General features: G+C 57.8%; 12 protein-coding genes and 1 pseudogene. 11 read left to right on the top strand and 2 right to left on the bottom strand.

The window, feature by feature from the left end; all coding sequences use genetic code 11:
• Positions 1-15: 15 nt before the first annotated feature.
• The 11 genes from ACR0CG_RS20395 (at position 16) to ACR0CG_RS20345 (ending at position 13120) form a co-directional block, all read left to right on the top strand.
• Positions 16-1737, top strand: a complete 1722-nt coding sequence (locus ACR0CG_RS20395; RefSeq protein WP_480527155.1) for a glycerol-3-phosphate dehydrogenase/oxidase — start codon at positions 16-18, stop codon at positions 1735-1737.
• Positions 1728-2570 (top strand): class I fructose-bisphosphate aldolase, encoded by an 843-nt coding sequence (locus tag ACR0CG_RS20390; RefSeq protein ID WP_480527153.1) that lies wholly within the window; start codon positions 1728-1730, stop codon positions 2568-2570. Before ACR0CG_RS20395 ends, ACR0CG_RS20390 begins: the two co-directional genes overlap by 10 nt.
• Positions 2563-4074 carry an FGGY-family carbohydrate kinase gene (locus ACR0CG_RS20385; RefSeq protein WP_480527151.1) on the top strand — a complete coding sequence of 504 codons (1512 nt, stop codon included), beginning with the start codon at positions 2563-2565 and terminating at the stop codon, positions 4072-4074. Before ACR0CG_RS20390 ends, ACR0CG_RS20385 begins: the two co-directional genes overlap by 8 nt.
• Positions 4075-4078: 4 nt before the next feature.
• The gene (locus ACR0CG_RS20380; protein ID WP_480527149.1) at positions 4079-5089 is read left to right on the top strand and encodes a zinc-binding alcohol dehydrogenase family protein; all 1011 of its coding nucleotides are present in this window, start codon (positions 4079-4081) and stop codon (positions 5087-5089) included.
• 19 nt (positions 5090-5108) lie between these two features.
• A complete protein-coding gene (locus ACR0CG_RS20375; protein ID WP_480527147.1) occupies positions 5109-6722 on the top strand; it encodes a GMC family oxidoreductase in 1614 nt (537 codons plus the stop codon).
• Between the two features lie 3 nt (positions 6723-6725).
• Positions 6726-7010, top strand: a complete 285-nt coding sequence (locus ACR0CG_RS20370) for a putative quinol monooxygenase (RefSeq protein WP_480527145.1) — start codon at positions 6726-6728, stop codon at positions 7008-7010.
• A gap of 357 nt (positions 7011-7367) precedes the next feature.
• Positions 7368-8384 (top strand): sugar ABC transporter substrate-binding protein, encoded by a 1017-nt coding sequence (locus ACR0CG_RS20365; protein ID WP_480527143.1) that lies wholly within the window; start codon positions 7368-7370, stop codon positions 8382-8384.
• 215 nt (positions 8385-8599) lie between these two features.
• Positions 8600-10108, top strand: a complete 1509-nt coding sequence (locus ACR0CG_RS20360) for a sugar ABC transporter ATP-binding protein (protein WP_480527141.1) — start codon at positions 8600-8602, stop codon at positions 10106-10108.
• Entirely contained in the window at positions 10105-11133 is a 1029-nt protein-coding gene (locus ACR0CG_RS20355; RefSeq protein ID WP_480527139.1) for an ABC transporter permease, read from the top strand. The genes ACR0CG_RS20360 and ACR0CG_RS20355 overlap by 4 nt, the downstream gene beginning before the upstream one ends.
• Positions 11133-12155, top strand: coding sequence for an ABC transporter permease (locus ACR0CG_RS20350; RefSeq protein ID WP_480527138.1), 1023 nt, complete (start codon positions 11133-11135; stop codon positions 12153-12155). The genes ACR0CG_RS20355 and ACR0CG_RS20350 overlap by 1 nt, the downstream gene beginning before the upstream one ends.
• On the top strand, positions 12152-13120 hold the full coding sequence (locus tag ACR0CG_RS20345) for a sugar-binding transcriptional regulator (protein ID WP_480527136.1): 969 nt from the start codon (positions 12152-12154) through the stop codon (positions 13118-13120). The genes ACR0CG_RS20350 and ACR0CG_RS20345 overlap by 4 nt, the downstream gene beginning before the upstream one ends.
• Here ACR0CG_RS20345 and ACR0CG_RS20340 read toward each other — a convergent pair.
• Both ACR0CG_RS20340 and ACR0CG_RS20335 read right to left on the bottom strand, forming a co-directional pair.
• A pseudogene (locus ACR0CG_RS20340) lies at positions 13106-13648 on the bottom strand (IS5 family transposase); the annotation flags it as partial. The gene ACR0CG_RS20345 and the pseudogene ACR0CG_RS20340 sit on opposite strands and share 15 nt — an antisense overlap.
• A gap of 283 nt (positions 13649-13931) precedes the next feature.
• Positions 13932-14125, bottom strand: a 194-nt coding sequence (locus tag ACR0CG_RS20335) for a hypothetical protein (RefSeq protein WP_480527134.1), incomplete at its 5' end; no start/stop codon positions are given.

Raw genomic sequence — 14125 nt, 5'->3', positions numbered from 1 at the left:
AAAAACAGGACCATCATGTCAGAACAACGACAACAAAACCTGACAAAACTGCGCGAGAACGCCGCGTTTGACGTGGTGGTGATTGGCGGGGGCGTGAACGGGATCGGTGTCTACCGCGATCTTGCCCTGCAGGGGCTGCGGGTGCTGCTGGTCGAACGCAACGATTTTGCCTCGGGCTGTAGTGCCGCGCCATCCCGGATGATCCATGGTGGCCTGCGCTATCTGGAAAACGGCGAGTTCGATTTGGTGCGGGAATCGCTTCAGGAACGCGATGCGCTTTTGGTGAATGCTCCACACATGGTGCGGCCATTGCCGACGGTGATCCCGATTACCTCGGTCTTTTCCGGAATGTTCAATGCAGCGGCGAGCTTTTTCGGCCGGCATGGCAAACCCTCCAGCCGAGGGGCGGTGCCGATCAAGCTTGGCCTGTCGCTTTACGACTGGGTGACGCGCAAGCGGCGAATTCTGCCCAGGCATCATTTCAACAGCGTTGGTCGCACACGCAAGGACTGGCCCGCGCTAACGCCAAAAGCCACACGTTCAGCGGTGTACTACGACGCGCAGATCACCCATCCCGAACGTTTATGCGTTGAAATGATCCGCGACGTTCAGATCGCGGTCCCGGAATGCGTTGCCCTCAACTACGCGGAGATGGCAACAGATGGCGATGGCTATTCAGTGATCGACAGGCGCAGCGGCGACACCCTGCAACTTGATCCAAGGGTAATCGTAAACGCGACCGGCGCTTGGCTGGACGATACCATGCAAGTCCTGGGTGGCACCTTGGATGAGCAGATGGTCTCGGGCACCAAGGGCTCGCACCTGATCATCGAAAACCCGGCGCTATGCCAAGCGCTTGGTGGGCATATGGTCTATTTCGAAAACACGGACGGGCGGGTGTGCATCGTGTTCCCCTATCAGGGCAAAGTGTTGGCCGGATCGACTGACATCCGCGTCGAGAAAGCCGCGCGGGTGCGCTGCGAGCCGGAGGAACTCGACTACATCCTCGGCTCACTTCGGTTGGTTTTTCCCAAGATCAAGGTCACGCCCGACCAGGTGGTGTTCAGCTTTAGCGGCATCCGTCCGTTGCCGCGCAGCGATCAAGATTTCACCGGTCGAATATCGCGCGGCCATTTCACGCGACGTTTGGACGGAGCTGTTCCCCAGTTCTGCATGGTCGGCGGCAAATGGACCACGTTCCGCGCTTTTGGAGAACAGACCGGGGATGAGGTTCTGGCCGAGTTGGGCAAGCCCCGGCAAACTTCGACTCTGGGGCTCGCCATTGGCGGCGGCGCGCTGTTCCCCGACGATCCGCGTACCTTGGAAAGCCGGCTGGAAGAAGAATTCCACGTTACACCTGATCGCGCACAACACCTGATCGGGCACTACGGCAGTCAAGCGGATGATGTTGCGCTGTTCTGCCAGTTGGTTGACGACACGCCTCTGGCGGCAGGCTGCTCTTACACCAGGGCCGAGATCATCTGGCTGATGCGCACCGAATTTGTCGAAACCCTGTCCGACATTGTCCTGCGCCGGACCGCGCTGGCCATAACAGGTCAGATTTCCGAAGTACTGTTGGACCGGCTGGGCGGCATCTTTGTCGATGAGCGTGGTCTCAGCCAGCAAGAAATTACCGATCAGACCCAAGCCCTGATCCACGAATTGTCCGAGTTTCACGGCGTGTCCGCCGAGGCTCTGACCGCACGAAACAAGGAACGGAGAACAGAATGCGTGTAAGCACCAAGGCCCGGATGAACCGGATGTTCACGAACGGGGGATGTCTGGATGTGGCGATCGATCACGGCGTTTGCAACGAGCCCAGCTTTATGGTCGGGCTGGAGGATATGGCCGGTGTGATGGACACGCTGATCGGGGCCAAGCCGGACGCGATCCAATGTGCCTACGGGCAAGCCGATCTGCTGCAATCGCGCCCCGAAAAGGACAAGCCCGCGCTGGTGATGCGGATCGACATGGGCAACCCTTACAACGATCAGCGCCACCGGGTGATGTGGTCGATGCTGCAAAACGCAGACGAACCGATCATCGGCGCGCTGGAAATGGACGCCGCAGCCGTCGTTGTGAACCTGTTCATGCTGCCGGATGAGCCTGAACTGTTCCGCCAATGCGTCGAGAACATCAGCAAGGTGCGCGCAGCCTGCCATAAATACGGGATGCCGCTGATGATCGAGCCCCTGGTCATGCTGCCCAACGATGTGCGCGGAGGCTACCAGGTGGATGGCAATGCCGAGAAGATCGTGACACTGGTGCGTCTCGCCTCGGAAATGGGGGCCGATATCATCAAGGCCGACCCAACCGAGAACCCCGAGGATTTCCACCGCGTGATCGAGGCCGCCCGCGTGCCGGTTCTGGTGCGTGGTGGTGGCAAGGAAGACCTTAAGAATGTTCTGATGAAGTCGGCGGCGCTGATGGCACAGGGCGCGCAGGGCATGGTCTATGGCCGCAATATCTATCAGCATGACAACCCCAAGGCAGTTGTGGCCGCTCTGATGGCGATGATCCACAATAACGCAAGCGGTGAAGAAGCGTGGGATATCTATAACAGTGGCTGAGAACGGGTATATTCTGGGGCTGGATGCAGGAAACACAGTCATCAAGGCTGTGCTGTTTGACCTGCAGGGGCGCCCTGTGGCGATGCAGGCGCTGGACGGGCAGTCCTCGACGCCGCAGCCAGGGCATGTCGAGCGTGACCTGAACGAGCTGTGGGCAAATGCCCGGCAGGTAATCGGCGGATGTATCGACCAGGCCGGGATAACCCCCGACCAGATCATCGGCGTTGGCTGTGCCGGGCATGGCAACGGGCTTTACCTGCTGGACAAGGCGGGGGCGCCGTTGATCGGCATCCAATCGCTGGACACGCGTGCCGCATCTCTGGCTGAGGAGCTTTCCGAGGTGGCCGGCGACGCCTTGCACGCGTTGTGCCTGCAAAAGCCGTGGCCGTCTCAGACCCCGGTTCTTCTGGCCTGGATCAAACGGCACCGACCCGAGCTTTATGCGCGGACCGGTACGGTTATGCTGTGCAAGGATTTCATAACCTACAAGCTGACCAGTGAGCGGGTTAGCGAGATTTCGGACATGTCAGGTTGCGGCCTGACTCGCATGCCGGATTGCACCTATGACGACGGCCTGTTGGCACATTACGGCCTGAGCGATGCGCGTGAGATGCTTCCGCGCCTGATCGATCCGGCGGATATTGCCGGGGCCGTCAGTCAAGAGGCCGCCGTCGCAACGGGTCTGGCCGAGGGCACACCGGTGATCGGCGGCTATTTCGATGTGGTCTCCAGCGCGATGGGTTCGGGGGTCGTGCGCGCCGGAGAGGCTTCGATCATCGCGGGCACCTGGAGCATCAATCAGGTTTTCTCGGATGCGCCAGCGGTCAATGACGACTTGTTCATGGTGTCGGGTTTTGGTCCGAACCGGTTCGTGAATATCGAGGCCAGTGCCACGTCGGCGGCCAATCTGGAATGGTATGTGCGCGAGTTCGTAGAACGCGGCGGTCATCATGACGACCCGTTCGGACACTGCAATGCCAAAGTGGCCGAGGTTGATCCCGCGCCAGACGATCCGTATTTCCACCCCTTTCTCTACGGCTCGGGACAGGGGGCGTCTTTCCGGGGTGGGTTCTATGGTGTAGCGGGCTGGCATGGCGAAGGCCACATGCTGCGGGCCCTGTTCGAGGGCGTCTTGTTCGAGCATCGCCGCCATATCGAGGTTCTGAAAACCGCAGGCGTCGGATTCGACCAGGCGGTTCTGTCTGGCGGCGGGTCACGCAGCCCGGTCTGGCCGCAGATGTTCGCGGATTGCCTTGGCGTGCCGATCTATGTGGCCGAGGCGCAGGAGACGGGCGCTTTGGGCGCGGCCATCGGAGTAGCGGTGGCGACCGGAACTTATGAAACATACGAAGACGCGATTGGTCAGATGACACGCCGCGACTCTGAGTTCCAGCCGAATGCGGCGATGCAGCGCCATTACGACACTCGCTACGCCAAGTATCTCGCGTTGATCGAAGCGATGCGCGGGTTCTGGGACGACGCTCAAACGACATTTGAAAGGTAGAAAAATGAAAGCTGTAGGGTTTCTGAAATCACTGCCGATTGAAGCACAGGACAGCCTGTTGGATGTCGACCTGCCGGAACCGGTCGTGCTGCCAAACGATCTTCTGGTGGAAATCAAAGCGATCTCGGTAAACCCCGCAGATGCGAAACGCCGCATCCGGACAGCCGCCGAGCAGGATCATGCGGAGCCGTTCATTCTTGGATATGACGCGGTTGGGATTGTCCGCGACATGGGCGCAGAGGTCACGGGTTTTTCCAAAGGCGACCGGGTCTGGTACGCGGGTGATGCCAATCGTCCGGGATCATATGCAGAGTTGCAGGCGCTTGATCATCGGATTGCGTCCGTGGCACCGTCCTCGGTCAGCCCCGAAGCAGCAGCGTCGCTTCCCCTGGTGTCGCTGACCGCATGGGAAATGCTGTTCGACCGTCTGCAAGTGCCCGCCAATGAGACGCCAGCCAGTCTGCTGGTCATAGGCGGGGCCGGAGGGGTCGGATCGATCACCTTGCAACTTGCGCGCAAGCTGACTGGCCTGCACCTGATCGCAACCGCCTCGCGCCCGGAAACCACCGAGTGGTGCAAGGAAATGGGTGCGCATCAGGTGGTGAACCACCGCGATCTTGTCGCCGATTTCCGGGCCGCCGGGCATGACACTGTCGACTACATCACCCAATACGCCGACACCGCGCAGCATTGGGACGCGATGTGCGAACTGATCGCGCCACAGGGACGGATCGGGACCATCGTCGAGACGGATGAAAAGCTGGACATCTCAGCCCTGCAAGGCAAATCCGCCGCGTTGATGTGGGAGCTAATGTTCACGCGATCTCTGTTTGGCACCGCGGATATGGCGCGTCAGGGGCAGATATTGGCGCGGGTTGCCAGACTTGTTGATGACGGGATCATTCGGACAACTGAAACCAAAACGCTGCGGGGCTTGTCGGCGGGCACGCTGAAAGAAGCTCATGGGATCATTGAAACCGGCCGCATGATCGGCAAACTTGTCCTCGCGTATTAATCAGAAAGACCAGAAATTCATGACAGACGCCCGGCAACTTGATGGGGACTACGACTATATCATCGTCGGCGCAGGCACGGCCGGATGTGTTCTGGCGAACCGATTGACCGAAGACCCCAAAACACGAGTTCTGCTGCTCGAGGCAGGCGGGTCAGACAACTACCACTGGGTGCATATTCCGGTTGGCTATCTCTATTGCATCGGCAACCCGCGTACCGACTGGATGATGAAAACCGCGCCCGAACCGGGGCTAAACGGGCGTTCTCTGGCCTATCCGCGCGGTAAGGTGCTGGGGGGATGCACGTCGGTCAACGGCATGATCTACATGCGGGGCCAGGCCGCGGACTACGATCACTGGCGGCAGCTGGGAAATACTGGCTGGGGTTGGGATGACGTGCTGCCCTATTTCCTGAAATCCGAGGATCACCATGCCGGGCGGACCGACATGCATGGGCATGGCGGTGAATGGAAGGTCTCGAAACAGCGTTTGGAATGGGACATCCTTAGGGCCGTGCAGGAAGGTGCCAAGGAGTTCGGCATTCTGCCGCGCGCCGATTTCAACGATGGCAATAACGAAGGTACGGGTTTTTTCGAGGTTAATCAGCGTAAAGGTGTGCGCTGGAACACGACCAAAGGCTTTCTGCGCCCGGCGATGAAACGCCCCAACCTGCGTGTTTTAACCCACGCCGAGACCGAGACGCTGTTGTTCGACGGCAAACAGGTAATGGGCGTGCGCTATCAGCACAAAGGCGAGCGATGCGAAGCTTTTGCCCAGGCCGAGGTGTTGCTGGCGGCCGGAGCGGTCAACTCGCCCAAGATTCTGGAACTGTCGGGTGTCGGGCGGGGTGATGTGCTGGCTGAACATGGCATCGCTCTGCACCACGAAAGCCAAGGTGTGGGCGAGAACCTGCAGGACCATTTGCAGATACGGACGGTGTTCAAAGTCCAGAACGCAAAAACTCTGAACACGATGGCGAATTCCCTGGTTGGAAAGGCGAAGATCGCTCTGCAATATGGTCTGACGCAATCCGGGCCGATGTCGATGGCTCCCAGCCAGTTCGGCATGTTCACCAAATCCAACCAGGATCTGGCCACGCCAGATCTGGAATACCACGTGCAGCCCCTGTCCACGGACAAGCTGGGCGACCCGTTGCACCCGTTCCCGGCGATCACCGTATCGGTCTGCAACCTGCGCCCTGAAAGCACGGGCACCTGCCATATTCAGGCGGCGGATACCAAGGCGCAGCCTGACATTCGCCTGAACTACCTGTCGACCGATAATGACAAACAGGTCGCCGTGAAATCCGTGCGGCAGGCGCGGATGATTATGACGGCGAACGCTCTGAAACCCTATCAGCCGCAAGAAATCCTGCCCGGTCCGGTGATGGAGTCCGAAGACGACTTGGTGAAAGGCGTCGGGGATATCGCCACCACGATTTTCCACCCCGTCGGCACCTGCAAGATGGGGTCGGACGCCTCAGCCGTGGTGGGCGCGGATCTCAGGGTGCATGGGCTGAAGGGATTGCGGGTGGTCGACGCGTCGATCATGCCGAAAATCGTTTCGGGAAACACCGCGTCACCTGTTGTGATGATCGCGGAAAAGGCGGCGGATATGATCCGCAAGGGAGTCTGACAAGTGTCGGAAGTCGTGATTATCGCGCGGATCGTGCCGGAAGACGGCCACAAGGAAACGCTGCGTGCTGCTATTGATGATCTGGCCGCTGCCAGCCGCGAAGAGGCAGGAAACAAAAGCTATGACGTTTTTGTTGCATCCAGCCGACAGGCTGAGTTTCTGATCCATGAAATCTGGTCAGATGCCGAGGCGATTGCCAATCACGGGCGCACGTCGCACATGGCCAGGTTCAAAGAAATCGTAAAGGGAAAGGCCCAGATTTCGGTTCAAAAAATGGCCAAAACCTAAGGGCCAAGGGATTCGTTTTTCTGATTTTTTGCTGAGTTTCCGCATAATTTTTTTCTCTGTCATAGTTCTGGTGACAGAGGGGCAATTCGCATGTGGAGTATGCAAGGCATTGGTGGAAAAAATATGCAATAAAAGCAATAAGATACGCAAAAAATATACTGGCCGATCTCACGGAACATCTTAGCCGCAAAACCGCCAAAAACGTTGACTGCACACCTCAAAATGATAATAATAACAATTACTGCAATATATTTCAGTTTCAATTCCTGAGGAGGGGCATTGGCTGAGATCGCGGCTCCGGAACGCTCTGTCCCGGATCGACCGCACTCTGGAGAAAACAAAAGGGAAGAGAAGAAAATGCAGCGGAGGAATGTACTCAAGGCCGGCCTGCTGGCAACAACACTAACGCTTGTTGGAGGCGCCGGAGCTTTTGCCGATGATAGCAAGCGGATTGCGTTCTTTGTATCTGACCTGTCGAACGTGTTTCACCAGTCTCAGGCCGCCGAGGCCGAGCGCTACGCAAAAGAAAAGTACGGCGCTGAGGTGGTGGTGTTTGATGGCCGGGCGGATTCAGCCGTCATGACTCAGAACGTTGACCAAATTGCAGCAGGTGGATTCGATGCTGCCACGCTGCACATCTGGGATGCCGAGGCCGCCACACCCGGTGTCGAGGATGCTTTGGCTGATGATATCGTCATGACCTCGTTCTTCAGCCCGATCACGGATACCGGCATTCCGACCGCACGAAGCGATGAAGCCGCCGTGTCGTTCGAGATGGGCGCGCAAATGGCCAGGGCCTGGAAAGAGGCACATCCCGACAAACCTATCGTCATGGTGCAACTGGGTTGGCCAAACCATACTGAAGTCAACTCGGGCCGGACCGCGCCATTTGCCGAAGGTGTCCTGTCGGTTGATCCCGACGCCGAAAATCTGGGCGCGCTGGATTCCAGCAAGGGCCAGGAAGCGGCCAAGCAGATCATCGTCGACCTGCTGACACAGCGCCCCGAAGTGAACCTGATCTATTCCGAAGCATCGAACCTTACCGTGGGAACAATGGCCGGGCTGGCGCAGTTGGGGCGCGGCAAGTTCGACAATGGCAAGCCGCTGACCGAGATTGTGGCCAGTGTCGACTTTGACTCGGTCGAGTTCGAACAGGTTTATGATCCTGCTTCCAGCCTAAAAGTTTCGATGGGTCTGCCGCCTGTGGAAACCGCGCAGGGCCGGATTGACCTGATCATGGATGTGCTGGACGGCAAGATCGAACGGACCTCGGACACGGCGGAAGAGTTTTTCTACAAGGCCTACACTGTTTCCTACTGGTCCATGCCAAAGGAAGAGGCCGAGCAGTGGCTGAAGGACCAGTTCGGTGGCTGATGGACGTTGACTGAACCAGGCTTTGGCAAACAGGTCCGTTGGCCGACAACGGGCCTGATCTGCCCAGCCGGTTCTTTCAATGCAGCCTGCTCCAACACCTCAAACCCGCTCGGGGTTCCGGCGCTGGTGGCAACGCATCCAAACTCGGATAAGCTTGATCCAGGGACGCGGCCCTTTGCGCCGGTCGGAGGCTTGCGGATTAAAAGGGGATGATCGTGCAGATTGCTTTTGCCGAAAAAGCGCTGTCCGTCAGGGATTTGACAAAGGACTACCCCGGCGTGAGGGCCGTGGACACCGTGTCATTCGACATTGATCGCAACACGGTGCATTGCCTGGTCGGAGAAAACGGAGCCGGAAAATCGACCATCGTGAAGATGTTGACCGGGGCACTGGCCCCGACCAGCGGGTCGATGGCCATCCAGGGCCAGGCCTATGAGCCAAACAGCACCCAGGATGCCCGTGAAAGCGGTGTAGGGACGCTGTTTCAGGAATTGCATGTGGTTGATCAACTGACCGTCGAGGAAAACCTGACACTGGGGATGGAAGCAAGTCGCTTTGGTTTTCTGGTCGAGTCGGACCTTGAAGACCGCGTGATCAAAACTCTTGCAGCGATTGAGCCGACAATTGACCCCAAAGCGCGTGTGTCCTCGCTGAGCGTCGCGCAGAAACAAATTGTCGAGATCGCCCGTGCCGCGTCCTCGGGTGCGAGCATCATCATCATGGACGAACCGACTGCAGCGCTGTCCGAGCGTGAAGTGGAGCGCCTGTTCGGCGTGATCAGGCGGCTGCGGGATTCGGATGTGACGGTCATCTATATCTCGCACAAGCTGGATGAGATTTTTGAACTGGGTGACAATGTCACCGTTATGCGCGATGGCAAACACATCGCCACCAAACCACTGACCGAAGTGAACGGCCGCCCTGAACTGATCGAGATGATGGTGGGACGCGCGATCACTCATGATTATGAGCCGCGCGGCGAAATTGCGGATAGTCCGGTGCTGACAGTCAAAGGTCTGAGCAATCACCTGCTGAAAGACGTGTCTTTTCATGTAAATCAGGGAGAGATCGTTGGCTTTTACGGTCTGGTCGGTGCAGGCAAGACCGAGGTCGCCCGGGCGATATATGGGGCTGACAAGGCCGATGGGCAGATAGATTTCAAGAACCGCAAACGCGCGGCCTCGCCCAAGGAAGCCATCGCAGCGGGGATCGCCCTGGTTCCCGAGGAACGGCGCACACAGGGCCTGTTCACCGAACTTACGATCCGTCGCAATATTCCGATCATGAACATCCGTAAGCTGGCCCGGTTCGGCATCTTTCAGGATGAGCGCGAAAAAGAAGTCGCTCGCGAGTATGTCGGCAAGTTGGGGATCGCGACGAATTCCATCGAGAAATACGCCGAGAAATTATCGGGCGGAAACCAGCAAAAGGTTGTTCTGTCCAAATGCCTGTTCGCTGATGCGGATCTGTTGCTGCTGGATGAACCCACGCGCGGCGTCGACGTGGGCGCAAAATCCGAAATCTACGATCTGATCCGCGACCTGGCGAACAACGGCCGCGCGATCTGCATCTTTTCGTCAGAACTGGAAGAGGTGCTGGGCATCTGCGACCGGGTCTTTCTGATGTATGACGGCCGCATCGAGGCCGAGATCAAAAACGGGGCAGAGGTCGACATTCCACGCATCCTGAATGTCGTTACCGGTGGGGGCGGTGAAAACTCATGACCGATCAGGCAATTCAGGGCCGAAGGCTGGCTGAGCGGGACAACAGTCTGAGTGACGAGATGTTCATCACCTCTCTGGTAGCGGGGGCCGCCATGGCACTTTTCGCGCTCGCCTCCGTTTTGGTGCCCAACTTCTTCCAGTTTCAGAACGTCGTGAACCTGGTGACGAATAACTGGGCGGTGATTTCGCTGGGCGTTGGGGTCACGTTCTTACTGGTTTCGGGAAACTTCGACCTGTCGGTGGGCGGTATCGTGGCGCTTTCGGGCGTATTAGCGGTGTGGTTCGCGCAGTCTACGGATGGGGCGAATGCACTTTCTTCAGGCTGGGGGATACCGACATCGCTGGCGATGGTCTGCGCGCTGATCGGGGCAGTGCTGATCGGGGCCATCAACGCGGTCTTCGTGGTTGTGCTGCGTGTGCCGTCGATCATCGTCACGTTGGGCACCATGATGCTGGCGCGCGGAATTGCACAGGTGATCACCCAAGGCTCGCAACGCAACACCAACCTGCCCTCGGATTTCGGAACGTTGGGGAACATGACCATGTTCGGCACCTCGATCAAACTGCCGGTGGTGCTGATGGCGATTCTGATCCTCGTGGCCGTTTTTGTTGAGCGTAAGACGGTGTTCGGACGGCTGACCTATCTGATCGGCGCAAACCCGGTGGCCTCACGTTTGTCTGGCGTCGACAACGCGCGGCATGTGGTGAAGCTCTACCTGTTCAGCGCCTTTGTTGCCGGGGCAGTGGGGATTCTGCTGGCATCCGAGTTCAAATCGGGCTTTTCCAACCGCGGCACACTGATGGAATTCGACGCCCTGGTCATCTCTCTGCTGGGCGGCGTTGCGATTGCCGGCGGGTTCGGGTCGATCATCGGCATGTTCTTTGGGGCGATCGTTCTGGCCACCGTGACCTCGGCCGCGACGGGGTTGGTGCTGTCACCGGACTGGCAGTTCACCCTCAAGGCCATCGCGGTGTTCATCGCGATCATGGCCCAGACATGGGCTTTGGCGCGGAGGCACGCGTGATGACCGACCTTACCCAAAACCCAAGGGCCGGAGACCGTGTGAAACGGTTCCTGAAAGACTACTACATCTATCTGGTCCTCATCCTTGTCGTCGTGCTGCTGAGCACCGCCAACCTGGACAAGTTCCCGCTGTTCGAGCGTGGCAACTTCCTGAGCGAGCGAAATATCATCAACATCCTGCGTATCTCGGCCCCGATCCTGACACTGGCGGGAGCTTTCACGCTGCTGATGATCTCGGGTTATATCGACCTGTCCGTGGGCAGCGCGACGAGCCTGAGCGCGGTCGTCTACGCCCTGCTGGCCATCAACGGGGTGCCCTTCCTGCCCGCTTTTATTGCGACGGTTCTGGTGGGGGTTCTGTTGGGCGCGCTTAACGGGTTTCTGGTGATCCGGCTGAAGATCACACCGGTCATTGCAACGCTGATCACACTGAGCCTCTATAAGGGCATTGCGCTGCTGCTGGTCGAAGATGGCGTCTCGGCCATCAAATCCGGCGGCGGGCTGAAAATGCCGAGTTGGTTCAACGACTACGGGCGCGATGGCGTCCTGTTTGGCCTGCCCTGGGCCTTCTGGGTGGCCGTTCTGGTGACGATTGCGATGATCATTGCGCAGGATCGGATGAAGCTGGGCAAATACGCGGCGGCAACCGGAGGCAACCCAACGGCGGCGAAACTCTCGGGCATTAATACTGCCCGTACGGTGATCATCCTTTACGTGCTGGTCGGCATCTGCGCTGCGCTGGCCGGGATTGCCCGGTCAAGCTTTATGTCGCTGGGTGATCCTTTGTCAGGCGACGGCATGGAATTAACCGCTATACTTGTGGTTCTGTTGGGTGGTACAGCCTTCAGCGGCGGTGAGGGGCGTGTTTTAAAATCCTTCATCGGCGCGTTGATCATCATGTCCCTGACAGTTGGCATGTTGACACTTGTGCCCGCCTATTTCCAAACTCTGGTCGTGGGCACCGTGTTGTTGCTGGCGGCCGCGTCGAACCATTTGGTGAGCAGAAAGGACAACGAGAGTTGAACGCCAGCGGACCCGATCCCGATACCCTGCGCCTGATTGCCCGCGTCCTGACCTTGCATTTTCAGGAAGGTCAGCTGCAAGCCGAGATTGCGAAGAACCTTAGGCTATCGACCGCCAAGGTGAACCGACTCATCAAGCAAGGCCGCGAGATGGGTATGGTCGAGTTTCGGATCCACAGCCCATTCCAACGGTTGTTTGATCTGGAAAACCAACTGAAGCAGCGATGGTCCGGTGTCGAATTTCTGGTCGTCGATACGGTCACCGAAAATGCAGGCACCACACTGGATCTGGTCGGCAAAGCCGCAGCCCAGTATTTTCAGGAAATTGTCCAAGAAGATGACGTCATCGCAATCTCGGGTGGCAAGGCGCTGAGCGTCGTTGCCAACCACCTGCGGCCCAAGAGGTCCACATCAAACAGGGTCATTCCAATGACCGGCGGCGTTCAGGGGCAACACTATACGGATGTAAACCATATTGCGACGCGCATTGCGGACGGGCTTGGCGGTGTGGCTACCCTCATACACATCCCCCTGCACGCCGATACCAAAGAAGAGCGTGACATGCTTATGTCGGTCCGAGCGGTACGGGATGTGCTGGATCAGGCGCGAAACGCAAATGTCTCGCTTTTGGGACTGGGTGCTGTGACCGGAGAGGATGCAACCTACTACCAAGCTCACCCCCTGTCAGAAGAGAACAGGATTCAGCTGTATGACAGCGGCGTCAGGGCCGAGCTGCTGGGGCATCTGGTCAATTCCGCAGGCGAGCTATGCAGCAGTGAACTAAATTCCAGACTGGTCAGCCTGCCGCTTTCAGATGCCAAGTTGGTTCCCATCCGTATTGGCGTGGCAAGTGGAAAAGAAAAGGTTGAGCCAATCCTGGCGGCATTGAATGGCGAACACGTCAATACCTTGGTGGTTGACGACATAACCGCTCAGCCAGTTTTGGATAGTTCAGCAAAGGAATAGTATTATCCATCCGTCGCGTTTCCCCACGTCTAACCGGAATGTGTGAATAGCCATTGATTCGGATTGGCTTAGGCTCAAGGCACATAGCCAATAGATGACGGTTGCGGCGAGGGTGATGGTTGAGAGGAAGACCCTGGGGCAACGAGCATAACATTTTGCTACGCGTTTCCAATCCTTGAGCCTGCCAAACATGATTTCAATCCGATTGCGGCGTTTATATCGGCGCTTGTCGCACCGAAGAGTTGCCTTGCGCCGTTTGCAATCCGGGATGCACACGCATTTCCTTTTATCTTCGAATTTTTCCCTGATGCAGTCGGCGTCTTTGCCGCGACCCCCGAGCAACCAATCTACCTTTGGCATGTTGCCAACGAGAGCCCGTGCGCCGATGTAATCGCTGAACTGACCAGCGGAGACATACAGGTTCAGAGGGCGTCCTTGGGTGCCACAGATGGTATGAAGCTTGGTGTTCATACCGCCTTTGGTTCGGCCAATCTCGCGGCCACGCCCCCTTTTTCGGCGCCCAGACTGGACGTTGCGCGATGCGCCATAAGATAAGTTGCCTTAATCATAACTGACTTTTTCTCACCATGATCAGCCGCCAAACCAATCCGCATCTCGGCAAATCTACCTCATTTATCCAACGCTTCCAGCGGTTGTAGGCGTTTTGTGAGGTTCGTATTCTTTGGGCGCATCACGCCAACGTAAACCGTTGTGGTTGATGAAGATAATGTAACTCAAGACCCGTTTGTCGCCCGCAAGAGGCCTGCCACGGGATTTGGGGAAGGAACGCACAAGACGCGCCATCTGCCCGTCACTCAACCAGAAAAGACCAGACATGTTCACCGCTTGTGTTACCCGTCGTGAAACACGCGGCAAAACGCAAGTCAATGGGTCCTAATTCGATGCTCCGTTGGCTAGGGTCAGGACCCATTGATTTCCAGCGGTCGGCATGATTCACGGCTGAAAAACGAGCGGTGAACATGTCTGATCTTTTCTGGTTGACCG

This window comes from Ruegeria sp. AB8, from assembly GCF_056542605.1.
Note: the sequence above shows the minus strand (reverse complement) of the source record. Positions and strands in the feature narration are given on the sequence as shown.

Coding starts and splice junctions, on each gene's coding strand:
- ACR0CG_RS20395 (WP_480527155.1), top strand. CDS start 16: ATGTCAGAACAACGACAACAAAACCTGACAAAACTGCGCGAGAACGCC.
- ACR0CG_RS20390 (WP_480527153.1), top strand. CDS start 1,728: ATGCGTGTAAGCACCAAGGCCCGGATGAACCGGATGTTCACGAACGGG.
- ACR0CG_RS20380 (WP_480527149.1), top strand. CDS start 4,079: ATGAAAGCTGTAGGGTTTCTGAAATCACTGCCGATTGAAGCACAGGAC.
- ACR0CG_RS20375 (WP_480527147.1), top strand. CDS start 5,109: ATGACAGACGCCCGGCAACTTGATGGGGACTACGACTATATCATCGTC.
- ACR0CG_RS20365 (WP_480527143.1), top strand. CDS start 7,368: ATGCAGCGGAGGAATGTACTCAAGGCCGGCCTGCTGGCAACAACACTA.
- ACR0CG_RS20355 (WP_480527139.1), top strand. CDS start 10,105: ATGACCGATCAGGCAATTCAGGGCCGAAGGCTGGCTGAGCGGGACAAC.
- ACR0CG_RS20350 (WP_480527138.1), top strand. CDS start 11,133: ATGACCGACCTTACCCAAAACCCAAGGGCCGGAGACCGTGTGAAACGG.